Source organism: Bradyrhizobium sp. WCU1 (assembly GCF_053474805.1).
In genome coordinates this window covers 171,657-194,060 of record NZ_CM130280.1, presented here as the reverse complement: position 1 = coordinate 194,060, position 22,404 = coordinate 171,657, and the positions used below count along the sequence as shown (strand labels likewise).

The 22,404-nt window shown below is 64.3% G+C and carries 24 protein-coding genes; 17 read left to right on the top strand and 7 right to left on the bottom strand.

The genetic code is table 11. The annotated features are described in order from the left end of the window. The first annotated feature begins 36 nt into the window (after positions 1-36). Both ACTUWL_RS01005 and ACTUWL_RS01000 read left to right on the top strand, forming a co-directional pair. Complete coding sequence (locus ACTUWL_RS01005; RefSeq protein ID WP_021080073.1) at positions 37-1,260, top strand: MFS transporter; 1,224 nt, start codon at positions 37-39, stop codon at positions 1,258-1,260. A 63-nt stretch (positions 1,261-1,323) separates the two neighbouring features. Beyond that, on the top strand, positions 1,324-1,668 hold the full coding sequence (locus ACTUWL_RS01000; RefSeq protein ID WP_021080072.1) for a Lin0512 family protein: 345 nt from the start codon (positions 1,324-1,326) through the stop codon (positions 1,666-1,668). A gap of 29 nt (positions 1,669-1,697) precedes the next feature. Here ACTUWL_RS01000 and ACTUWL_RS00995 read toward each other — a convergent pair whose 3' ends face one another. Beyond that, positions 1,698-2,561, bottom strand: a complete 864-nt coding sequence (locus ACTUWL_RS00995; protein ID WP_021080071.1) for an SDR family oxidoreductase — start codon at positions 2,559-2,561, stop codon at positions 1,698-1,700. A 79-nt stretch (positions 2,562-2,640) separates the two neighbouring features. On the opposite strand from ACTUWL_RS00995, the gene ACTUWL_RS00990 reads away from it, so the two are divergent. Beyond that, positions 2,641-3,345 (top strand): glutathione S-transferase family protein, encoded by a 705-nt coding sequence (locus ACTUWL_RS00990; RefSeq protein ID WP_035652050.1) that lies wholly within the window; start codon positions 2,641-2,643, stop codon positions 3,343-3,345. A 4-nt stretch (positions 3,346-3,349) separates the two neighbouring features. On the opposite strand, the gene ACTUWL_RS00985 is transcribed toward ACTUWL_RS00990, so the two are convergent. Further along, positions 3,350-3,895 carry a disulfide bond formation protein B gene (locus ACTUWL_RS00985; RefSeq protein ID WP_021080069.1) on the bottom strand — a complete coding sequence of 182 codons (546 nt, stop codon included), beginning with the start codon at positions 3,893-3,895 and terminating at the stop codon, positions 3,350-3,352. Between the two features lie 8 nt (positions 3,896-3,903). Beyond that, positions 3,904-4,062 carry a DUF5993 family protein gene (locus tag ACTUWL_RS00980; protein ID WP_021080068.1) on the bottom strand — a complete coding sequence of 53 codons (159 nt, stop codon included), beginning with the start codon at positions 4,060-4,062 and terminating at the stop codon, positions 3,904-3,906. 145 nt (positions 4,063-4,207) lie between these two features. On the opposite strand from ACTUWL_RS00980, the gene ACTUWL_RS00975 reads away from it, so the two are divergent. The 3 genes from ACTUWL_RS00975 to ACTUWL_RS00965 all read left to right on the top strand — a co-directional run bounded on the left by ACTUWL_RS00975 (position 4,208) and on the right by ACTUWL_RS00965 (position 8,063). Then, positions 4,208-5,536: a dicarboxylate/amino acid:cation symporter gene (locus ACTUWL_RS00975; protein WP_106939948.1), complete on the top strand. Its 1,329-nt coding sequence runs from the start codon at positions 4,208-4,210 to the stop codon at positions 5,534-5,536. 232 nt (positions 5,537-5,768) lie between these two features. Then, positions 5,769-6,785, top strand: coding sequence for an AraC family transcriptional regulator (locus ACTUWL_RS00970; protein ID WP_021079801.1), 1,017 nt, complete (start codon positions 5,769-5,771; stop codon positions 6,783-6,785). 117 nt (positions 6,786-6,902) lie between these two features. Further along, on the top strand, positions 6,903-8,063 hold the full coding sequence (locus ACTUWL_RS00965; protein ID WP_021079802.1) for an acyltransferase family protein: 1,161 nt from the start codon (positions 6,903-6,905) through the stop codon (positions 8,061-8,063). Between the two features lie 577 nt (positions 8,064-8,640). Here ACTUWL_RS00965 and ACTUWL_RS00960 read toward each other — a convergent pair. Both ACTUWL_RS00960 and ACTUWL_RS00955 read right to left on the bottom strand, forming a co-directional pair. Further along, positions 8,641-8,769 (bottom strand): transposase, encoded by a 129-nt coding sequence (locus ACTUWL_RS00960; protein WP_081322902.1) that lies wholly within the window; start codon positions 8,767-8,769, stop codon positions 8,641-8,643. Positions 8,770-8,955: 186 nt separating this feature from the next. Further along, positions 8,956-10,509 carry a winged helix-turn-helix domain-containing tetratricopeptide repeat protein gene (locus tag ACTUWL_RS00955; protein WP_021079803.1) on the bottom strand — a complete coding sequence of 518 codons (1,554 nt, stop codon included), beginning with the start codon at positions 10,507-10,509 and terminating at the stop codon, positions 8,956-8,958. 164 nt (positions 10,510-10,673) lie between these two features. Here ACTUWL_RS00955 and ACTUWL_RS00950 point away from each other — a divergent pair, with 164 nt between their 5' ends. The 3 genes from ACTUWL_RS00950 (at position 10,674) to ACTUWL_RS00940 (ending at position 12,533) form a co-directional block, all read left to right on the top strand. Continuing rightward, a complete protein-coding gene (locus tag ACTUWL_RS00950; RefSeq protein ID WP_021079804.1) occupies positions 10,674-11,714 on the top strand; it encodes an alpha/beta fold hydrolase in 1,041 nt (346 codons plus the stop codon). Positions 11,715-11,818: 104 nt separating this feature from the next. Continuing rightward, entirely contained in the window at positions 11,819-12,187 is a 369-nt protein-coding gene (locus ACTUWL_RS00945; protein ID WP_106939946.1) for an ArsC family reductase, read from the top strand. 31 nt (positions 12,188-12,218) lie between these two features. After that, entirely contained in the window at positions 12,219-12,533 is a 315-nt protein-coding gene (locus ACTUWL_RS00940; RefSeq protein WP_021079806.1) for a YrhB domain-containing protein, read from the top strand. Between the two features lie 134 nt (positions 12,534-12,667). Here ACTUWL_RS00940 and ACTUWL_RS00935 read toward each other — a convergent pair whose 3' ends face one another. Continuing rightward, on the bottom strand, positions 12,668-13,258 hold the full coding sequence (locus tag ACTUWL_RS00935; RefSeq protein ID WP_021079807.1) for a hypothetical protein: 591 nt from the start codon (positions 13,256-13,258) through the stop codon (positions 12,668-12,670). A 507-nt stretch (positions 13,259-13,765) separates the two neighbouring features. Here ACTUWL_RS00935 and ACTUWL_RS00930 point away from each other — a divergent pair. From ACTUWL_RS00930 to ACTUWL_RS00900, 7 genes are all read left to right on the top strand, one after another. Beyond that, positions 13,766-14,521, top strand: coding sequence for an ABC transporter ATP-binding protein (locus ACTUWL_RS00930; protein WP_035651914.1), 756 nt, complete (start codon positions 13,766-13,768; stop codon positions 14,519-14,521). Beyond that, the gene (locus tag ACTUWL_RS00925; RefSeq protein ID WP_021079809.1) at positions 14,514-15,257 is read left to right on the top strand and encodes an ABC transporter ATP-binding protein; all 744 of its coding nucleotides are present in this window, start codon (positions 14,514-14,516) and stop codon (positions 15,255-15,257) included. The genes ACTUWL_RS00930 and ACTUWL_RS00925 overlap by 8 nt, the downstream gene beginning before the upstream one ends. Positions 15,258-15,297: 40 nt before the next feature. Next, a complete protein-coding gene (locus tag ACTUWL_RS00920) occupies positions 15,298-16,518 on the top strand; it encodes an ABC transporter substrate-binding protein (RefSeq protein ID WP_106939945.1) in 1,221 nt (406 codons plus the stop codon). A gap of 66 nt (positions 16,519-16,584) precedes the next feature. After that, the gene (locus tag ACTUWL_RS00915; RefSeq protein WP_021079811.1) at positions 16,585-17,448 is read left to right on the top strand and encodes a branched-chain amino acid ABC transporter permease; all 864 of its coding nucleotides are present in this window, start codon (positions 16,585-16,587) and stop codon (positions 17,446-17,448) included. A gap of 1 nt (position 17,449) precedes the next feature. Next, positions 17,450-18,418 (top strand): branched-chain amino acid ABC transporter permease, encoded by a 969-nt coding sequence (locus ACTUWL_RS00910; protein WP_021079812.1) that lies wholly within the window; start codon positions 17,450-17,452, stop codon positions 18,416-18,418. Between the two features lie 144 nt (positions 18,419-18,562). Further along, positions 18,563-19,207, top strand: coding sequence for a DUF47 domain-containing protein (locus tag ACTUWL_RS00905; protein WP_021079813.1), 645 nt, complete (start codon positions 18,563-18,565; stop codon positions 19,205-19,207). A gap of 13 nt (positions 19,208-19,220) precedes the next feature. Next, the gene (locus tag ACTUWL_RS00900) at positions 19,221-20,225 is read left to right on the top strand and encodes an inorganic phosphate transporter (RefSeq protein ID WP_021079814.1); all 1,005 of its coding nucleotides are present in this window, start codon (positions 19,221-19,223) and stop codon (positions 20,223-20,225) included. Here the strand turns inward: ACTUWL_RS00900 and sugE are convergent, their stop codons facing one another. Further along, positions 20,226-20,540, bottom strand: a complete 315-nt coding sequence (sugE, locus tag ACTUWL_RS00895; protein ID WP_021079815.1) for a quaternary ammonium compound efflux SMR transporter SugE — start codon at positions 20,538-20,540, stop codon at positions 20,226-20,228. Positions 20,541-20,695: 155 nt separating this feature from the next. Here sugE and ACTUWL_RS00890 point away from each other — a divergent pair, with 155 nt between their 5' ends. Beyond that, positions 20,696-22,315 carry a peptide chain release factor 3 gene (locus ACTUWL_RS00890; protein WP_035651900.1) on the top strand — a complete coding sequence of 540 codons (1,620 nt, stop codon included), beginning with the start codon at positions 20,696-20,698 and terminating at the stop codon, positions 22,313-22,315. The last annotated feature ends 89 nt before the right edge of the window (positions 22,316-22,404 follow it).

Below are 22,404 nucleotides of genomic sequence, written 5' to 3'. Positions count from 1 at the left end.
GCTATTTGTCGTGAGGTGAGCAGGGTGGGTGGACGCATGACGATCGAGACGGCCGTGGCGCGGCAAAGCGAGGCGAAGCGATGGGCGACGGTCGCGATCGTGATGGGGTGCGGGATCGGTGCCGCGCTGCAGGTCGGCAAGGTGCCGATCGCCGCGTCGATGTTGCAGCAGAACCTCGGCGTCGACCTCGCCGCGGTCGGCTCGGTCGGCGGCATCTTTGCGGTGCTCGGGCTGGCCGGCAGCGTGCCGGCAGGCGTCGTGATCGCAGCGGTCGGCGCGCGCCGGGTGATGCTGTGCGGCCTCGCCGCCATCACGCTCGGTGCGGTCTCCGGCGCGCTCGCGCCGTCACTTGTGGCGCTGCTGGCGTCGCGCATGCTGGAAGGGCTCGGCTTCCTGCTGGTGATGGTCGCGGCCCCCGCGTTGCTCGATCGTGCCGTCGATGTCGGTGCGCGCGACGTCACCATGGCGGTGTGGAGTTGCGTGATGCCGTTCGGGATCGCGCTGGCGCTGGTTGCCGGGCCGATCTTCGGTGGCTGGCGCGCGATCTGGTGGGCCAGTGCCGCGTTTGTCGCGTTGCTGTTCGTTCTCGCCAGCGTCTTCGTCCCTGAAGTCGCGTCGCGGAGCGGCCCGGCGCGTGCCGGCCTGATGCAGGAGGCCACGGCGCTGGCGCGTCGCCGTACTCCGGCACTGCTGATGGTGCTGTTTGCGCTCTACAGCCTGATGTTCTTTGCGCTGTTCAGCTTTCTGCCGATCCTGCTCACTGCGCGGCTCGGCGTCTCAAGCCAGAGCGCCGGCGGGCTCAGTGCGTTGGCAGCGGCGGCCAACGTCGTCGGCAATCTCGCCGCCGGCAATCTGCTGGCGCGCGGCGTGAGCCGCCCGTTGCTGATCGCGGTAGCGGCCCTGGTGATGGGCGCGTCTGCGCTCGGCATCTTCCTGCCCCTGCTCGGCGGGTGGGGGGCGTTCTTTCTGTGCCTGCTGTTCTCCGCGACCGGCGGCCTGATCCCGGCGACCTTGCTCGCGACCGCACCGGCGGCAGCGGGTTCGGCGGCGATGGTTCCGGTCATGATGGGACTGTTGATGACCGGCAGCAATTTCGGCCAGGTCACCGGTCCGATCGCGGTTGGGTCTGTGGTGTCGGCATGGGGCTGGGGTGCGGCCAGCGTCATGGTGGTTGCGGCGGCGATCCTTGCCGGTCTCGCGGCATGGCTGCTCGCGCGCGGCGCTCACAACGGCGCAAGTGAGACCAGGGACCCGGCTTGACGCCGCCTGCGCGGAGGGCGAAGGAGTGAAGCTCTCTCACGCCAACGACAACAGGAAAGTTTCATGACACGCGTGCGCTGTATCACCGAAATGGGCATGGGCGTCGACGTTCACGGCCGCGACGCCACCAAGGCCGCCAAGCGGGCGGTCTCGGATGCGATCCGCCATTCCAGCCTCGGCTTCTTCCGCATGCTCGGCAAGACCGCCAACGACATGTTCGTCGATGTCACGATCGCCGTGCCGAATCCCGAAGCGGTCGATACCGAAGCCGTCGCCAAGGAACTGCCCTATGGCACCAAGACCGTGAGGGCGATTGCGGGCGGCCTCGAAATTCCCTCCGATCTCGGCAACGACCCGATCCTGATCGCGAATGCCGCCGTCATCGTCAGCTTCGACGACGGGAAGTAAATGCGGAGGCGGCGACCGGTATGTTTGCGTTACTCGCCGGCTTTGAAATAGTCCGGCTTGCCGGTGGTCCAGGTCTCGCCCCAATGCTGGCCGCCGCCGTCGACGGTCAGCGTCTCGCCGGTGATGAACTTGCCGGAGGGCGCGGCGAGATAGACGGCGGCTTCCGCGATGTCCCAGGGCGTGCCCGGGCGCATCATCGGGTTGGAGCGCGGATAGGCGGCGCGCGCCGCCTCGCTGTACACGTTCCAGCCATCGGTCTCGATCGCGCCGGGCGCGATGCAGTTGATGCGGACGTTCAGCGGCGCCCATTCGACCGCGAGCGCGCGCGACAGCCCGATCACGCCGGAGCGTGCCGCGATCGAGTGCGCGATGCCGTAGAGGCCGTGCGTCGTGACCACGACGATGTTGACGATGCTGCCTTGATGCTTGCGGTCGCGCCAGCGCTGCGCCGCGGCCTGCATCATGTACCAGGTGCCGTTGAGGTTGGTGTTGATGACCGCATTCCAGCCCTTGATCGAGACATCGATCGCGGCCTGCGGGAACTGGCCGCCGGCGCTGTTGACGACATGATCGATGCGGCCATGCGCAGCCCACAGCGCGTCGAACATCGCACCGACCGCGTCGGCATCCCTGATGTCGGCGACGTGCGCGGATGCCTTCAGGCCGCGACGGCCGAGATGATCGACGAGGGCATCGAGCTTGTCGGCATTGCGTCCTGCGACGACGACATGTGCGCCGAGCCGGGCGAACAGCCAGACGATCGCGCGGCCGATGCCGCCGGCGCCGCCGGATACGACGACAACTTGACCGGCCAGCGCATCGGCCGCGAACACGGTCGGATGATCCGCGAGCTCGTCGTCGGAAAGGCCGAGCGTTGTCTGTTGATCCTTCATGACTGGTTGCAGACCTTGCGGCTTTCAATGAGCTCCGTACATTAGCCACCCAACAACAACCCTGCAAAGAATGTCTGACATGACCGACCTCACAGCTTTTCCCGTCACAAAACGCTGGCCCGCCCAGCATCCGGACCGCCTGCAGCTCTATTCGCTTCCGACGCCGAACGGCGTGAAGGTCTCGATCATGCTCGAGGAGATCGGGCTGCCCTACGAGGTCCACCTGATCGATTTCAACACGGACGACCAGAAGACGCCCGAGTTCCTGTCGCTGAATCCGAACGGCAAGATCCCGGCGATCCTCGATCCCAATGGCCCCGGCGGCAAGCCGTTGCCGCTGTTCGAGTCCGGCGCCATCCTGCAATATCTTGCCGAGAAGACCGGCAAGTTGCTGCCGGCGGATGCAGCGCGCCGCTACCAGGCGATCCAGTGGGTGCATTTCCAGATCGGCGGCATCGGCCCGATGTTCGGCCAGGTCGGCTTCTTCCACAAATTCGCCGGCAAGGATTATGAGGACAAGCGGCCGTTGCAGCGCTACGTCGCGGAGTCCGCGCGTCTGCTCGGGGTGATGGAGAGCCATCTCGACGGACGGCAATGGTTCATGGACGATGAATACACCATCGCCGACATCTCGATGCTCGGCTGGGTGCGCAATCTGATCGGCTTCTACGGCGCGCGCGAGCTCGTCGAGTTCGACCGGTTCAAGAGCGTCGCCGCGTGGCTGGAGCGCGGTCTGAAGCGCCCGGCCGTGGAACGCGGGTTGAATATTCCGAAGCGTCCCTGAGCAGCTACTTCAGCAACTCATAGACGACCGGATTGTCGGCGCAGGCGCCAAAGCCGCACTCGAGCAGGGTCGAGACCGCGTTCAGCGCCGTCAACCCGATCACGAGCCAGACGGCGCCCAGTGCGAATCCGTCGGGCACGGTGGCTTGTGCCGCGCGGTGTTCGAACTGGCGGTCGAACAGCAGCATGGCGGCGAGCAGCACGATCGCTGCGATGAAGGCGATCAGCGCCCACGTGTAATAATGATAGCCGAGCAGCGCCGAGCCGTAGCCGGCATCGCCGGGGAGGATATGCAGCAGCACCTGCCGGGTCGAGACCGAGGCGCCGACGACAGCCGCCAGCAGCGACAAGGCATAATGGCTCGGCCGTGGTCCGAAGCGGATGTTCAGGATCGGCCCGATCGCCAGCAGCGCGAAAAGGATGCGCTGCAGCAAACACAGCGGGCAGGGCAGCTCGCGCAGCATCAGCTGCGCCGCAAAAGCAGCAGTCAGCAGCAGCGAGAGGGCATAGAGCGCGAGCGCATTCAGGGTCACGGCCCTTGTGTCGGTCATTGCCGGCCTCAGAACGACAAGGTGAGACGGTCGGTGGCGTGATGCAGCAGGGTCGCGACGCAGGCGACCAGGATCACCGCGAACAGGCCGATCGCCAGGGGACGCGGACCACGCCAGGCCACCAGCATGGCGATGGTGATGGCGAGAAACAGTGCGGTGAATTCCATCCTCAGCCTCCGGGTGCGAGCCGGCCGCAGTCTATGACAGATTCGTGTGTGTTGGCGGCGGCGCGAATGGGCATTGTCGCTTGCGTGTTGCTCCGCCAAGATGGCACCACTCGTTGTGTCAAATCCTAGCCTCCCGGGACATCTCATGACCACAGACGCGATCAAGCCGGTTGCCCATCCCCGTCATCAGCCCTGGTACAAGATCCTCTACATCCAGGTGCTGATCGCGATCTTCGCGGGCGTCTTGATCGGGCATTTCTATCCCGGCCTCGGCAAGCAGTTGAAGCCGCTCGGCGACGGCTTCATCGCGCTGATCAAGATGATGATCGCGCCGGTGATCTTCTGCACCGTGGTGCACGGCATCTCCTCGATGGGCGACCTCAAGCGCGTCGGCCGGGTCGGGCTGAAGGCGCTGATCTATTTCGAGGCGGTGTCGACCGTCGCGCTCGCGGTCGGCCTTTTGATCGGCGAGCTGCTGCAGCCCGGCCGCGGCTTCAACATCGATCCCTCGACGATCGATCCGAAGGCCGTTTCCACTTACGTGACCCAGGCGAAGGAGCAGGGCATCGTCGCCCATCTGATGGCGATCATCCCCGACTCTTTCTTCGGAGCGCTGGCGCGCGGCGACCTCTTGCAGGTGCTGCTGATCTCGATCCTGTCGGGGTTCGCCATCGCCTTGATGGGCAAGCCCGGCGAGCCGATCGCCGAGGCGATCGACAAGGCGTCCAAGATGTTCTTCGGCATCATCCGGATGATCGTCCGCGTCGCGCCGCTCGGCGCGTTCGGCGCGATGGCCTTCACGGTCGGTGCCTACGGCCTCGGCTCGCTGGTCAACCTGGCGGCGCTGATCGCGACCTTCTATCTCACCAGCATCCTGTTCGTGCTGATCGTGCTCGGCGCGATCGCGCGGCTGGCGGGCTTTTCCATCATCCGCTTCATCGCCTATATCAAGGACGAGCTCCTGATCGTGCTCGGCACCTCGTCGTCGGAGACGGTGCTGCCGCAGATGATCCAGAAGATGGAGCATCTTGGCGCCTCGCGCTCGGTGGTCGGCCTTGTGGTGCCGACCGGCTACAGTTTCAATCTCGACGGCACCAACATCTACATGACGCTGGCGACGCTGTTCCTGGCGCAGGCCACCAACACCCATCTGACGATTTGGCAGGAGCTCGGCATTCTCGGCATCGCCATGATCACCTCGAAGGGCGCGTCCGGCGTCACCGGCGCCGGCTTCATCACGCTCGCCGCGACGCTGTCGATCGTGCCCGATATTCCGATTCAGTCGATCGCCATCCTGGTCGGCATCGACAAGTTCATGAGCGAGTGCCGCGCACTGACCAACCTGATCGGCAACGGCGTCGCCTGTATCGTGATCAGCCTTTCCGAAGGCGAGCTCGACAAGGACGCGCTGCACGAGACCATGGCGCATCCGCTCGAGCTCGGCGAGGCGCTGGAACCGGGCGGGACCGGGTAGGGCAGGATGACGTCGTCGGGCTGTCGCAGGGGGGCGTTGCCAAAATATGAAAAACAACCCCATGCAAAGGCGCCGGCGGCGGCGATGTTCGATCAGGCGACTGTTCGACCAGGCGACTTGACACGTCGGGCAACTCAGGGCTATTTTCTAATATTCCGAAATAGCGCGGGTGTCCGTTCGCCCCGCGGCGCCCACATCGCTGGCGAGCCCGTCGACCAGTTTGGTGAAGAAGATGCTCCTGGATACAGGTCTTCGCGGCGGGGCCCTCGCTTTGCTGGTGCTTCTTGCGCTCGACGCGCTGCTGCAGTTGCGCAACAGCCGGCTCGGCCGCATCACCCTTGTTTTCGACCTGTGCGGAATTGCGTTTCTCATTGAGACGGCTCCGCAATTTCGCGACAGCCAGGCAGTGTGGGTCCTCTTGCTGCGGCTGGCGAGCAATATGGCGGCTGCTGTCTTCGTGCTCTGGAGCGAGGAGGTGTTCGACGACACGGCGAGGCCGCCATGGATCGGCTGGACAGCGGTGAGTGCGATGGCGTTGCTTGCCACCTGGTCCGTGGTCACCGACTCTTCATGGGCCTGGCTCGCGACCCATGTCTGCGCTCTCGTGCTTGTGGTGATCGCGATCGGCCGCGTGCTGCTGGGCCGGGCCGACGACCTGATCGAGATGCGCCGCCGCGATCGGGTGGTGTTCGCATGGGGTCTGGGCCTCGCGATCGCGGGCTGCACGCTGATCGGGTCGAGCAATCTCGGGATGACACCTGCGCTTCCCGGTGTGGTGGCCATCGCGCTTGCCGCTGCCTTGCTGCGCATGCAGAGGGCAGGCCCGATCTCCGCGGTCGCTGCCGCGTCACCGGCATCGAGCCCGACCGCATCGACGTCTGAAATGACCGAGGCGGAAGCGGCCCTCTATCGGCGTTTGCTGACGGTCATGGAGGTGGAGCGGGCCTACCGCGACGGCAGCATGACGATGGCCAGCCTGGCCAAGCGGCTCGACACGCCGGAATACCGCGTCCGCCAGCTCATCAATCAGCGGCTCGGCTACGGCAACTTCGCCCGCTTCGTCAATTCCTACCGGCTGGCGGAAGCGCGCTCGGCCCTGGCCGATGCCGGCCAGGCGCGTGTCCCGATCCTGACGATTGCACTGGATGCGGGCTTCGAGTCGATCGGCCCGTTCAATCGCGCGTTCAAGGCGGTGACTGGGGAAACGCCGAGCACATTCCGCAAAAGGACCCTGGCCGGGCCGGTCTGAGCCACCGATTGTCGCAAACGGCCAGACTTTGCGGGTTTCGGCGACCCTGACTGCGACTTTCGGCGCGACCGGTCCGGCCTTGGCCACCATGTTGGTCGTCCCGCAAAGGAGACGCACATGGAACAGCCCGTTCGCCCAACGCCCCACAGGCTCCTGTATATCGACAATCTGCGCTGGTCGGCGATCAGCATGGTCGTGGTCATGCATGCCGCCGTCACCTATTCGCCGTTCGGAAGCTGGTACTATCGCGAACATCCACCATTGGGCCTGGGCACCCGGGTGGCCTTCGCGGCCTATCAGGCGTTTCAGCACGCCGTCTCGATGGGGCTGCTGTTCGGCATCGCCGGATACTTTGCCGCCGGCATGGTCGCCCGCCGCGGCGTCGTCGGCTTCTTGAAGGAACGGCTGTATCGGCTCGGCATACCTCTGCTGCTTTATATCGGGCTTATCGGACCGCTGACCGAGTACTACGTGGCGGGATCATGGTGGTCGCAGCCGCGCCGGGGTTTCATTGAGGACTGGTTGCGCCACGTCTCCGACGGGCAGCTTCTGGACGGCTCAGGCCCGCTCTGGTTCTGCCTCGTGCTGTTGCTGTTTTCCGGCTGCTTTGCCTTGCAGTGCAGATTCCGTCCGATCGGCCGGCCTTCCCCGGGACCGGTACCGGTACCGGGCCTCGCCGTTGTGCTCGGCTTTGTCCTGACGATGAGCGCCGTGACGTTCGCGGTGGGGCTGCTGGCGCCGGACGGCCGCACCATCCTCAACATCGCCATTCACGACGCGCCGCAATATCCCTTCATGTTCGCCGCCGGAGTCGCGGCATGGCGGGGCGATTGGCTGCGACAGATTTCGAGCAGTGCAGGGCGGCGCTGGCTTTTCTGCGGGCTGGCGGGGAGCATCGCGCTGTGGGCCGCCATCGTCGTGTTCGGGGGAGCCCTCGAAGGTCGGCTGGCCGACTACGGCGGCGGTTGGCATTGGCAGGCGGCTGGCATGGACTTTTGGCGGTCGGCGACGTGCGCCTCGCTCAGCCTGGGGTTGGTGGTGCTGTATCGCGACCTGTTCGACTGGCAGGGTCCGGTGACGGGATTCCTCAGCCGCAATGCCTTCGGCGTTTACGTCCTGCACGCCCCTGTGCTGATCGCGGTGACGCGCGTCATGCACGATTGGTCCGTTGCCCCGCAATGGAAATTCCTGCTGGCAAGCCTCATAGGCGTCGTCGCCAGCTTTCTGGTTGTCGGATTGCTGGCCCGGCGCGTTCCGGGGCTGCGCGCGGTGCTGTGAGCATTGCAGCGCGCATGCGCGGTGACGAATGATGTCTAAAGATTAAGCGGGTAGGGATTTTGCTCAATGATTGGTTGAGGTAGGTGCTCTTGTGCACCTAGGAATCATGCATTTTGCCGACTTCTTTTCCTCCAGCAGTATTCATGAGAGCCCTGCGTAGCGATGTCGAACCATTCTCGGCTTTCCCTTACCGAACGAGAAGCGTTGTTCGGCACGCGCAGCAGGTTTCGTATTTTAGCCGTCGAGAAAGCGGGCGACTCAGCTGTCATCGACATGGAGCAAGTCTAGCTATGAAGCAAGCATGGGTTGATAACAGCTCCACCAAAACCAACGGCGATGAGACAAGTTTTCCGAAGCTGCCGAGCAAGAAAAAAACGCGTTCTTCAAGCACCGCGAAAACCGTCACGGTGATCGAGACGGGCCTCCGACGAATTTAAAGAAGAAGATGCAATCAAGCGGCGGCTAGTCCGATTTACTTTTCGACGTGCCGCTGCTTTGCCGCGCTTCAAAGCCAGCGCCGCAATCCGATTCACCTAATCCCCATTCGAGACCCGGCGATTGTCCTCACGCCATGAGGTCACGACAGGTCCGCGCCAGCAATATGCTGGTGGATGCCGATCTCTGCGCGGCGCAGGTGGCTGAAATACTCCTCAGCCTGATTGGTGCAAGCGCCGTCGAGGCTGTATGCCTCCTCCTGATGGTTGATCCATCTCGAAAACGCTCATGCAGACCATACCAAGAGGTGGCTTCGTCGGCGTTGACGACCGTCCCCCTTGGCGATGCGCGCCTTGATGAATGCGACGGCTTGGCTCTCGGAGCCAAACACGGCCAGGACCGACTTGCGACCAACACGACCTCGCGCTTGCAGTGCTGGTTACGTGCAAAGCGCCGGTCAGTCCGGGACGCCGGCCGCCTTCAGCGTCTCGCGATAGGTCGCGGACATCGATTGCACCGGGAACGGAATCCGTGACAGGAATCCGGAGATCGAAAACTCCGGATCGACCTTGAGCAGCTCGCGTGCGATCTGGGTCGCGCGCGCGGTTTCGCCGGTCTTGACCAGCGCCACGATCAGGACGCGCAGCGCCACTGCGAAGCGGCGGTTCTGCGCCAGCGCCTTGTCGGCCCACATCACCGCCTCAGTAAAATCTCCGTCGAGCATTGCGCAGATGGCGAGCGCGGCGGAAGCGAACCAGCCGCGCGGGTCACGCGGGTTGAGCCGCTGCGCGCGCTCAATCATGGCGCGGCCGGCCTTCTGGTTGCCGCGCATCGCCTCGACCCAGCCGCCGAGCACCAGCGCCATCGCCGAGTTCGGATTGATCGCAAGCGAGCGCTCGAACAATTCGCGCGCGGGCTCGATCTCATCGGCCATGTTCCAGATCGCGAACGCCGCCATCCACAGCACCTGCGGATCACCGGGCGTAAGCTCGACCGCGCGCCAGGCCTGCGCGACCGCGCGCTCCCGGTAGGCGTCGTCAGGCTTCAGCCAGCCCTGGACATGGCGCATCGCATGGCAATAGGCCGACGCTGCAAGCGCCGGCGCGTAATTCGGATCGAGCGTCAGCGCCTGGTCGAGGCAGTCGAGCGCAGCTTCCATGCTCTCGGGCGTGAACTCATACCTCAGACTGTAGGCGCGCAGCAGCAGATCGTAGGCATCTAGTCTGTCGGGCGGCGCTGCGCGCACCCGCTCGGCCTCGGCGACCAGCATGGTCGGTTCGATCGCGCCGACCACGTTCTCGGTGATGCGGTCTTGCAGGTCGAACACGTCGGTCGCCGCGCCGTCGAACCGGTCGGCCCACAGATGCGCGCCGGAGCTGGCGTCGATCAACTGTCCGGTGATGCGCAGGCGATCGCCGCCGCGGCGAACACTGCCCTCGAGCACATAGCCGACGCCGAGCTCGCGTCCGACCTGGCGGATATCGACCGCCTTGCCCTTGTAGGTGAAGGCCGAGTTGCGCGCGATCACGGTGAGGCGGCTGCAACGCGCCAGCGCGGTGGTGATGTCCTCGGCGATCCCGTCGGCGAAATAATCCTGCTCGGGATCGCCGCTCATATTGGTGAAGGGCAGCACCGCGATCGACGGACCCTCGCTCGGCCGTGCCGGCGTGGCGCTGTCCGCGACCGGACGAACGGGTGCGGCGTCCTCCCTGACTTCGCCGACGAAGCGGAGACCCTTGCGGGGCAGGGTGCGGATCAGCCGCTGCTGCTCGCCATTGTCGCCGATCGCGGTTCGCGCGGCGTTGACCCGGCTGCTCAGGGTCGCCTCCGAGACGATCCGCCCGTGCCAGACCGCCGCCAGCACCTCGTCGCGGCTGACCACGCGGTCGCGGGCCCGGATCAGGAATTCGAGGAGGTCGAAGACTTGCGGCTCGACGGCCACCAGGGCATCGCCGCGGCGCAGCTCCCGGCGCTCGGAATCGAGGGTCAAGTCGTTGAAATGGTAGGTCAAATCGAAGAGTCCGGCGGCCGGCGGCTGAATCCGCGGCGGAACCTAGCACAGGCCGGGCGGAGCCAAAATCACGACGGTCTGAAGGACAAATCCACGTCCTCTCAAAGCGGACGGGTTCGGTCTCTGCAATATTCAATCCCGACACCAGACTTAAGGAGATCGCCATGTCCCAATCCATCAATCCGCACCGCCGCCGCTTCCTCGGCATCGCCGGCGGGATCCTCGCCGTTTCTCGGTTCGGCTTGATCGGATCGGCCAGTGCGCAATCCAAGCCGGCGCCAGCAGCGGTCAAGGCGGGCGGCCACACGACGATCGGTCCGGTCAAGCAGATCAATGCCGGCGTGCTTGACATCGGTTATGTCGAGATGGGGCCGGCCTCAGGTCCCGCCGTCATCCTGCTGCACGGCTGGCCCTACGACATCCACAGCTATGCCGACGTCGCGCCGGCGCTGGCCGAGGCTGGCTATCGCGTGATCGTGCCGCATCTGCGCGGCTATGGCACCACGCGCTTCCTCTCCAGCGACACGATGCGCAGCGGCCAGCCGGTCGCGGTCGCCGCCGACATCATTGCGCTGATGGACGCCCTGAAGATCGAGAAGGCCGTGCTCGGCGGCTACGACTGGGGTGCGCGCACCGCCAACATCATGGCAGTGCTCTGGCCCGAGCGCTGCAAGGCCATGGTCTCGGTCAGCGGCTATCTGATCGGCAGCCAGGCGGCCGGCAAGGTGCCGCTGCCGCCGAAGGCCGAGCTGCAATGGTGGTACCAGTTCTATTTCGCGACCGAGCGCGGCCGCGAGGGCTATGCCAAGAACCGGCACGACTTCAACAAGCTGATCTGGCAGCTCGCCTCGCCGCAGTGGAAGTTCGACGACGCGACCTACGACCGCAGCGCGGCCGCCTTCGAAAACCCCGACCATGTCGATATCGTGATCCACAATTACCGCTGGCGGCTTGGTGTCGCCGAGGGCGAGGCGAAGTACGACGCGTTCGAGAAGACGCTGGCCCAGGCACCCGTGATCACGATCCCGACCATCACCATGGAGGGCGACGCCAACGGCGCGCCGCATCCGGAGCCCGCCGCCTATGCCAAGAAGTTCTCCGGGCATTACGAGCATCGGCAGCTCGCCGGCGGCATCGGCCACAACCTGCCGCAGGAAGCGCCGCAGGCGTTCGTCCAGGCCATCATCGACGTCAGCAAGGTCTGACACGGACGATGCCGAGATCGGTGTGGAGACCTGATCGCTCCGATCTGGCGCTGCGATGGCTGCGAGGCTAGTTTGCCCGCTGCAATCGCATGCGGGGAACGGCTTTGACCATCACCATCTATGGCATCAAGAACTGCGACACCATGAAGAAGGCGCGCGCCTGGCTCGACGATCACGGCGTCGCTTACGACTTCCACGATTACAAGACCGCAGGGATCGCCAAGGACAAGCTCAAGCAGTGGAGCGAGGAGGTCGGCTGGGAGACGCTGCTCAACCGCGCCGGCACCACCTTCAAGAAGCTGCCCGATTCCGACAAGGAAGGCTTGAACGAGCGCAAGGCGCTGGCGCTGATGGCCGAGCAGCCCTCGATGATCAAGCGCCCGGTGCTGGATCTCGGACCGAAGCGCGTCGTCGGCTTCAAGCCGGACATCTACGCCAAGGAAGTGCCGGCGAAGGCGCGCCAGAAGGGCTGATGCTCGCTGCAAAACTGATGAGACACTGACCATGGACTTCGATAAGGCGGCAGCACTCGCAACCGCTTGGGTGGATATCCTTTTCGAGGGAGAGGCGCGCATCGTGCGTGAGGCCACGATCGCGAAGCCATATGGCTGGATATTCTTCTACCAATCCGCAGAATTTCTCGATGATGGCAATCCCTCAGCCCAACTCGTCGGCAACGCTCCGATCATCGTGAACAGAGACACGTGTGAATTGCGCGTAACGGGAGTGGCAAAGCCGCTTGAACACTATTTGGCTGAGTATGAGAAAACGTTCCCGCCAATTTCACTTCAACGAACGCCGCAGCTTCCAACTTGGTAGGCACATCTGAATTCAGACGAACGGCATTGCGGCACAGCGCCGTTGGTCGATCGCGACATTTGCTGCGGTTGCGCAAAGGCGGTCGGTGTCGGGACGAACCAGCCAGCAAACGGCTATGAGTATGCGTCCCGGAGCTAGATCAGCTCAACCGAATCCCGGCTCGCCGGACGATCCGCCGGCACGAACCTGCGGTCGATCACGGCCCGCACGGTGACGACCGGAACCGATTTCGCCTTCACGCCCATCAGGTTGTGCAGCCGGAAGCCGCCCTCGATGCTGATCGCCTTGTAGGAGCCGATGATGTGCTCGACGCGCTCGCCGCGTCCGAACGGCAGCAGCAGCCGTTCATAGGATACGTCCTTGCCGTCGGCGTCGGTGACTTCAGCGACGGTATAGGTCGGACGCTTGCGCGCCAGGCAGGCGCGATAGGACAGGATGACGCCGGCGTAGCGCTCCGGGCCGATCGCATCATCGAGATAGCGGTTGGTGCGCAGCTGAGGCTCGACATGCTCGTTGCCATAGGCGGTGGTCAGCCGCGCGCCTTCCTGCGTGATGATGAAGCGGGCGTCCTCGCCGCTGCCCTCGACGTCGAAGCCCATCATGTCGGCGCGCTCCTCGGTGCTGCCGTCAGTGTGGAAGTCGCACAGCAAAGGAAGGGTGTCCGGCATGCGCAGCGCGCGCAACCAGGCGTTCAGCAGCACCCGCTGCGTGATCGATTTGATCACTGATGGATCGGCACTCGCGAATGGCATTGGCTAACCGAACTGACGCACATCCCGGGGCGGGATGCGAGGGGTGGCCTGGCTGCGGACATAAAGCCGCAGCCGCGTGCTCAGAAGGTCACGTTGTTGGACCGACTTGATGGCCGGGGAATTGGTGCTTTCGAAATGCAAGGCTCTAGCCGTTCATCATGCAATGGCCGGGAGTTTCGGCGAGAGGCGGAAATATTCTATGAAAGGGAAAGTCCGGAGCAAAACAGGCTTAATGGTGACTTTCCGAGGCGCAAAGCGCGCTCGAATGCCATTCGACTAAGGATCAACAGGAACCGCTTGTGCCGATACTGCACCGCACAGCTTTCCACCTTGCGTAACCGCCGCAGATGACGGCATATTCCGGCCCGGAGGCGACAGGCCCCGGACGGTTTCCAAGACGTGCGGACAACCTGTCGGACATGAAAAAAGCTGGCCACGCGGGCGAGGGGCTTCGCGGCGATGGCGTATGGGGGAATCTATTTGGCCGATGAGTTCATCCTCGAAACCAGCGGATTGACCAAGGAATTCGCCGGTTTCTTTGCCGTTCGCGACGTCGCGCTCAAGGTGCGTCGCGGCAGTATCCACGCGTTGATCGGGCCGAACGGCGCCGGCAAGACCACCTGTTTCAATCTGCTGACCAAATTCCTGAAGCCGTCGGGCGGGCAGATTCGCTACAAGGGCCAGGACATCACCGCGATGCCGCCGGCCGACGTGGCGCGGCTCGGGCTGGTCCGCTCGTTTCAGATTTCGGCGGTATTTCCGCATCTGACCGCGCTCGAAAACGTGCGCGTCGCGCTGCAGCGCCAGCATGGCTCGTCATTCGATTTCTGGCGTTCGAAAAGCGTGCTCGACCGCTTCAATCCGCGCGCCCATGAGCTCTTGAACGACGTCGGCTTGAGCGAATTCGCCAACACGCCGGCGGTCGAGATGCCGTACGGCCGCAAGCGCGCACTTGAAATTGCAACGACGCTGGCGCTCGACCCCGAGATGATGCTGCTCGACGAACCGATGGCCGGCATGGGGCACGAGGACATCGACAAGATCGCGGCGCTGATCAAGCGGATCTCGGCCAAATACACCATCCTGATGGTCGAACATAACCTCTCGGTGGTGGCCAATCTCTCCGACATCATCACCGTGCTGACGCGCGGGCAGGTGCTGGCGGAGGGCAATTACGCCGACCTCTCCAAGGACGAGCGCGTGAAGGAAGCCTATCTGGGAGCGGGTCATGGCTGAGGCAAAACTGGCGGAAAGGCCCGTGGCTGCGACCGGCGCCGAGGTGCTGACGATCCAGGACCTGCAGGCCTGGTACGGCGAATCGCACATCCTTCACGGCATCAATTTCAACGTGAAGGCCGGCGAGGTGGTGACCCTGCTTGGCCGCAACGGCGCCGGCAAGACCACCACGCTGAAGTCGATCATGGGCGTCATCAACAAGCGCTCCGGCTCGATCCGCTTCGACAACAAGGAGATCATCCGCGCCACCTCGGACAAGATCGCGCGGATGGGAATTGCATTCTGTCCCGAGGAGCGCGGCATCTTCTCGAGCCTCGACGTGCGCGAGAATCTGATGCTGCCGCCGGTGGTGCGTCCGGGCGGCCTGCCGCTCGACCAGATCTTCACGCTGTTTCCGAACCTGAAGGAGCGTCTCAACAGCCAAGGCACCAAGCTGTCCGGCGGCGAGCAGCAGATGCTGGCGATTGCGCGCATCCTGCGCACCGGCGCGCGCTTTTTGATGCTGGACGAGCCGACCGAAGGCCTGGCCCCGGTCATCATCCAGCAGATCGGGCACACCATTGCGCGCCTGAAGTCGCAGGGCTTCACGATCCTGCTGGTCGAGCAGAATTTCCGTTTCGCCTCGACGGTGGCCGACCGCTACTACATCGTCGAGCACGGCAAGGTGATCGATGGCTTCGCCAATTCGGAGCTGTCGGCCAATATGGACAAGCTGCATACCTATCTCGGCGTCTGAACTCGCTCGAGCCAGAAAATTTAGAACTGAGGAAATACCCATGAAGAACACGATTTCTGCGCTTCTGCTCGGCACCGCGATCGCGCTCAGCGTCGGCGGCGTGGCCTCTGCCGACGACAAGGTCGTCAAGATCGGCGTGTTGTCGGATCAGTCCGGCCTCTATGCGGACCTTGCCGGCCCCGGCTCGACGCTGGCGGCCCAGATGGCGATCGAGGATTCCGGCCTCAAGGCCAAGGGCTGGACCATCGACCTGGTCTCCGGCGATCACCAGAACAAGCCCGACATCGGCACCACCATCGCGCGCCAGTGGTTCGACGTCGACAAGGTGGATACCATCGTCGACGTGCCGAATTCCGGCGTCGCGCTCGCGGTCAACAACGTCGTCAAGGAAAAGAACGGCGTCTACATCAATTCGGGTGCCGCGACCTCGGATCTGACCAACGCGCAGTGCACGCCGAACACGGTGCACTGGACCTACGACACCTACATGCTGGCGCATGCCACCGGCCAGGCGCTGGTGAAGGCGGGCGGCGACACCTGGTTCTTCCTGACCGCGGACTATGCGTTCGGCGCCGCGCTGGAGCGCGACACCACCGCGGTCATCACCGCCAATGGCGGCAAGGTGGTCGGCGGCGTCAAGCATCCGCTCAACACCGCGGATTTCTCCTCGTTCCTGCTGCAGGCGCAGGCCTCCAAGGCCAAGATCATCGGTCTCGCCAATGCCGGCGGCGACACCACCAACTCGATCAAGCAGGCCGCCGAGTTCGGCATCGTCAAGGGCGGCCAGAAGCTCGCCGCGCTCTTGCTGTTCCTCACCGACGTCAAGGCGATCGGGCTCGAGACCGCGCAGGGCCTCAACTTCACCGAGACGTTCTACTGGGACCTCAACGACAACACCCGCGCGTTCTCGAAGCGCTTCTCCGAGAAGTTGAAGAGCGGCGCGCCCCCGACCATGGTGCAGGCCGGCGTCTATGCGGGCCTGCTGCATTATTTCAAGGCGCTGGAAGCGCTCGGCGGCAATCCGCATGACGGCGCCAAGGTGGTCGCGAAGATGAAGACGATCCCGACCGACGATCCGCTGTTCGGCAAGGGCGAGGTCGAGGCCAACGGTCGCGTCACCCACGACGCCTATCTGTTCGAAGTCAAGAAGCCCTCGGAGTCCAAGGGACCGTGGGACTTCTACAAGCTGGTCGGCACCGTGCCGGGCAACCAGGCCTTCACGCCGCTCGACAAGAGCACCTGTGCGCTTCTGAAGAAGTGACGATCACGCCCGCCGGGCCATGCGCGTGGCCGGCGGGCTTCATCTATTTAAGCGAAAGCTCATTCGATGCAGGCTCTCTACGCACAGCTTCTGGTGGGACTGATCAACGGCTCGTTCTACGCGCTGCTCAGTCTGGGGCTCGCCGTCATCTTCGGCATGCTCAACATCATCAATTTCGCGCACGGCGCGCTCTACATGATGGGCGCCTTCGTGGCGTACTTCCTGCTCAATCTGGGCGGCATCAACTACTGGTGGGCGCTGATCATCGCGCCCGTCATCGTCGGCATCTTCGGCATGATCCTCGAACGCACCATGCTGCAATGGCTCGCCGGGCTCGACCATCTCTACGGACTGCTGCTGACGTTCGGCATCGCACTGATCGTGCAGGGCGTGTTCCAGAACTATTTCGGCTCCTCGGGCCTGCCTTACTCGATACCCGACCAGCTCAAGGGCGGCGTCAACCTCGGCTTTATGTTCCTGCCGATCTATCGCGGCTGGGTCGTCATCTTCTCGCTGGTGGTGTGCCTTGCCACCTGGTTCCTGATCGAGAAGACGCAGCTCGGCGCCTACCTGCGCGCCGCCACCGAGAATCCGACGCTGGTGCGCGCCTTCGGCATCAACGTGCCGCGCATGATCACGCTGACCTACGGGCTCGGCGTCGGCCTTGCCGCGCTCGCCGGCGTCTTGTCGGCGCCGATCAACCAGGTCCGTCCGCTGATGGGCGCCGACCTCATCATCGTGGTGTTCGCGGTGGTCGTGATCGGCGGCATGGGCTCGATCATGGGCTCGATCATCACCGGCTTCGCGCTCGGCGTGATCGAGGGACTGACCAAGTTTTTTTATCCCGAAGCCTCCAACACCGTGGTGTTTGTCCTGATGGTGGTGGTGTTGCTGGTGAAGCCAACGGGACTGACGGGACGGGCGGCCTGATATGTCAGCATTGACCGACGATACACTTCCGATGACGCCGCGCGCGATGCGCGACGAGATGATCGTATTCGCCGTGATGGCGGTGCTGCTGGCAATCGTGCCGTTCACCGGGATCTATCCTTTCTTCGTGATGCAGGCGCTGTGCTTTGCGCTGCTCGCCTGCGCCTTCAACCTCCTGATCGGCTATGGCGGCCTGCTGTCGTTCGGCCACGCCATGTTCCTCGGCACCGCCGGCTACGTCTCGGCGCATGCGCTGAAGGTGTGGGGCCTGCCGCCGGAACTCGGCATCGTGGTCGGCACCGCCGCCGCCGCCTTGCTCGGCCTCGTCACCGGCTACATCTCGATCAAGCGGCAGGGCATCTACTTCTCGATGATCACGCTGGCGCTGTCGCAGCTGCTTTACTTCCTCTATCTGCAGGCGCCGTTCACCCATGGCGAGGACGGCATCCAGGGCATCCCGCAGGGCCACCTGCTCGGCATCTTCGACCTCTCGAAGCCGATGGTGCTCTATTATGTCGTGCTGGCCGGATTCCTGGCCGGTTTCCTGCTGATCTACCGGACCATCAACTCGCCGTTCGGCGAAGTGCTGAAGTCGATCCGCGAGAACGAGCCGCGCGCGATCTCGCTCGGCTACAAGACCGACCAGTACAAGCTGCTCGCCTTCATCCTGTCGGGCACGCTGGCGGGCTTTGCCGGCTCGCTGAAAGTGTTCGTGGCGCAGAATGCCTCGCTCACCGACGTGCACTGGTCGATGTCCGGCGAGATCGTGCTGATGACGCTGGTCGGCGGCCTCGGCACCATCTTCGGTCCCGTGGTCGGCGCATTCGTGATCATCGCCATGCAGCAATATCTCGCCGGTTTCGGCCAGTGGGTGACGGTGATCCAGGGCGTGATCTTCGTGGCCTGCGTGCTGCTGTTCCGGCGTGGCCTGGTCGGCGAGCTGGCCCATCTGCTGCGGCGGTCGCTGTAGGACGGGCGGGCGAATTTCGGCCGATATAGCGGTGGACGACCGCCCGTTCGGGCGGTCGTGTCAGGTGTTTTCCCAGCCAGATGCTCTATGACAGTTCTGTGACAGTCGCTAAAAGGGCTGTCCCGGAATGATGGAACTTGAGTCATGCTGCGCTGGTTTCGCGCCTTTCTGCCCAAGGAAGAGCGATTTTTCGACCTGTTCGCCCGCCACGCCCAGACTTCCGTGCAGTGCGCGAAGGCGCTGCAGGACATGCTGCGGGGCGGCGAGGAGACGCCGGTCTTCTGCCAGCGCGTCAACCAGTTCGAGAACGACGCCGACAGCGTGACCCGCGAGGTGCTGACCGCGGTCCGCCGCACCTTCATCACCCCGTTCGACCGCGGCGATATCAAGAACCTGATCACCTCAATGGATGACGCGGTCGACCAGATGCAGGCGACCGCGAAGGCGGTCATGCTGTTCGAGGTGCGCGAGTTCGAGCCGCCGATGCGAGAGATCGGCACCCTTATCGTGGAATGCGCCAATCTGGTCGTCCGCGCGCTGCCGCTGCTGCAGTCGATCGGCCACAACGTCTCGATGCTGACCCAGATCACCGAGGAGCTGACCAAGCTCGAGGGCCGGGTCGACGATCTTCATGACATCGGGCTCAAGGAACTGTTTCTGAAGCACCGCGACGCCAACACGATGGACTTCATCGTCGGCGCGGAGATCTACGATCACCTCGAGAAGGTGGCCGACCGGTTCGACGACGTCGCCAACGAGATCAACTCCATCGTCATTGAGCAAGTGTAAGGCGGGCCATCACGTGGACGCCACGCTGGGTCTTCCGGTCCTGACCATCCTGATCGCGGTCGCGCTGCTGTTCGACTTCCTGAACGGCCTGCACGATGCTGCGAACTCGATCGCGACCATCGTCTCGACCAGGGTGCTGCGGCCGCAATATGCGGTGTTCTGGGCGGCTTTTTTCAATTTCGTCGCCTTCGCGGTGTTCGGCCTGCACGTCGCCAATACGATCGGCACCGGGATCATCGACCCGTCGGTGGTGGACGCGACCGTGATCTTCGCGGCGCTGGTCGGCGCCATCGTCTGGAACGTGATCACCTGGGGCTTGGGGATTCCGTCATCGAGCTCGCACGCCCTGATCGGCGGCCTGGTCGGCGCCGGCATGGCCAAGGCGGGCATTTCGGCTGCGGTGTGGAGCGGGCTCTCCAAAACCTTGCTCGCGATCGTGCTGTCGCCGCTGGTCGGCTTCCTGCTGGCGCTGGTGCTGGTCGCGATCGTGTCCTGGCTCTCGGTGCGCTCGACGCCGTTCGCGGTCGATCGCGCCTTTCGCATCCTGCAATTCGCCTCGGCCTCGCTCTATTCGCTCGGCCATGGCGGCAACGACGCGCAGAAGACCATGGGCATCATCGCCGTGTTGCTCTATTCGCAGGGCCATCTCGGCGACAGCTTCGAAATCCCGTTCTGGGTGGTGCTGGCCTGCCAGAGCGCGATGGCGCTGGGCACCCTGATGGGCGGCTGGCGGATCGTCCGTACCATGGGGCTGCGGATCACCAAGCTGACGCCGATGCAGGGGTTTTGCGCCGAGACCGGCGGCGCCGCGACGCTGTTCATCGCGACCTATCTCGGGGTTCCCGTGTCGACCACCCACACCATCACCGGCGCCATCGTCGGCGTCGGCGCCGCACGGCGTCTCTCCGCCGTGCGCTGGAACGTGGCGAGCTCGATCGTCTATGCCTGGGTGATCACGATCCCGGCGTCCGCCGCGGTCGCGGCTGCGAGCTATTGGGCCGTGCAGGTATTGAAGTGATCAGCTGACCAGCTTCAGCCCGACGATGCCGGACACGATCAGCCCGATGCTTGCGAGCCGCATCGCGGTCGCGGGTTCGCCGAGAAGGATGATGCCGAGCGCCGCGGTGCCGACCGCGCCGATGCCGGTCCAGACCGCATAGGCGGTTCCGATCGGCAGCGTCTTCAACGCGATGCCGAGCAGGAGGATGCTGCCGGCCATCGCCGCCAGCGTCAGCACCGACGGCACCAGCCGAGAGAACCCCTCGGTGTATTTCAGCCCGATCGCCCAGCCGATCTCGAGCAGGCCTGCGGTGAACAGAATGGCCCAAGCCATAACAAACCCTCCGGATTAGGCAGGGTCGTCCCCGCAGATGGTATGGTGAGGAGAAGGTCGTCCCTCTCATGCCTATATGGGGTGGTGTGGCCACGGCGCATTGCGACAAAACGCCCTTGATTGCGCCCGTTTTCCCTGTCAAACGCTGCCCCGCCATGTCCGATACCGCTGCAACCACCGAATCGCCGTCCCGCTCGCCGCTGTCAGAAGAAGTAGCGCGACGGCGCACCTTTGCGATCATCTCGCACCCGGACGCCGGCAAGACCACGCTGACGGAAAAGCTGCTGCTGTTCGGCGGCGCCATCAACCTCGCGGGCCAGGTCAAGGCCAAGGGCGAGCGGCGCAACACGCGTTCGGACTGGATGAAGATCGAGCGCGAGCGCGGCATCTCAGTCGTCACCTCGGTGATGACCTTCGAATTCAACGAGCTGGTGTTCAACCTGCTGGACACGCCGGGCCACGAGGACTTTTCGGAAGACACCTACCGCACGCTGACCGCGGTCGACTCCGCGGTCATGGTGATCGACGCCGCCAAGGGCATCGAGGCGCGCACCCGAAAGCTGTTCGAGGTGTGCCGGCTGCGCGACATCCCGATCATCACCTTCATCAACAAGATGGACCGCGAGAGCCGCGACACGTTCGAGCTTTTGGACGAGATCGAGAAGACGCTGGCGCTCGACACCACGCCGATGACCTGGCCGGTCGGCCGCGGCCGCGACTTCCTCGGCACCTACGACGTCGTCAACGGCGGCGTCCGGCTGCTCGAGGGCGGCGGCGCCAAGACCGGCGCCACCGAGCAGATCGACATCGCCGATCTCGGCAAGCGCAACCCCAATCTCGACGTTGCCGAAGTCAAGGACGAGCTCGCGCTGGCGTCGGAGGCCTGCAAGCCGTTCGAGCTCGCGGCGTTCCGCGAAGGCCATCTGACGCCGGTCTATTTCGGCAGCGCGCTGCGCAATTTCGGCGTCGGCGACCTGCTTGAGGGGCTCGGTAAGTTCGCGCCCGCGCCGCGCGCGCAGGATTCCGATCTGCGCAAGGTCGAGGCGGCCGAGCCGCGCATGAGCGCGTTCGTGTTCAAGATCCAGGCCAACATGGATCCGAACCACCGCGACCGCATCGCGTTCGCCCGGCTGTGCTCGGGTAAGCTCAGTCGCGGCATGAAGGCCAAGCTGGTGCGCACCGGCAAGAACATGAGCCTGTCGAGCCCGCAATTCTTCTTCGCGCAGGACCGCTCGGTGGCGGACGAGGCGTTCGCCGGCGACGTCGTCGGCATTCCCAATCACGGCACCTTGCGGATCGGCGACACCCTGACCGAAGGCGAGGATCTGACCTTCGTCGGCGTGCCGAGCTTTGCGCCGGAAATCGTCCGCCGTGTTCGCCTCACTGATGCGATGAAGGCGAAGAAGCTCAAGGAAGCCTTGCAGCAGATGTCGGAGGAGGGCGTCGTGCAGGTGTTCCGCCCGCGCGACGGCGCGCCGGCGCTGGTCGGCGTGGTCGGTCCGCTGCAGCTCGACGTGCTGAAGGCGCGGCTCGATGCGGAATATTCGCTGCCGGTCGAGTTCGAGGTCTCTGAATTCTCGCTGGCGCGCTGGATCTCATCTGACGACCGCAAGGCGCTCGACGCTTTCATCTCCGCCAACAATTCCGGCATCGCCGACGACGTCGACGGCGATCCGGTGTTCATGGCCAAGAACGAGTTCTATCTCGGCTACACCCGCGAGCGCGCCGAGGGCATCACCTTCTCCAACGTCAAGGACGTGAAGAAGAAGGCGTGAGTCCACATTCACCGCCGTCGTCCCGGCGAAAGCCGGGGACCCATAGCCACCGATGGTCATTGTTGCGCGATGGTGGGACGACGAGTCCC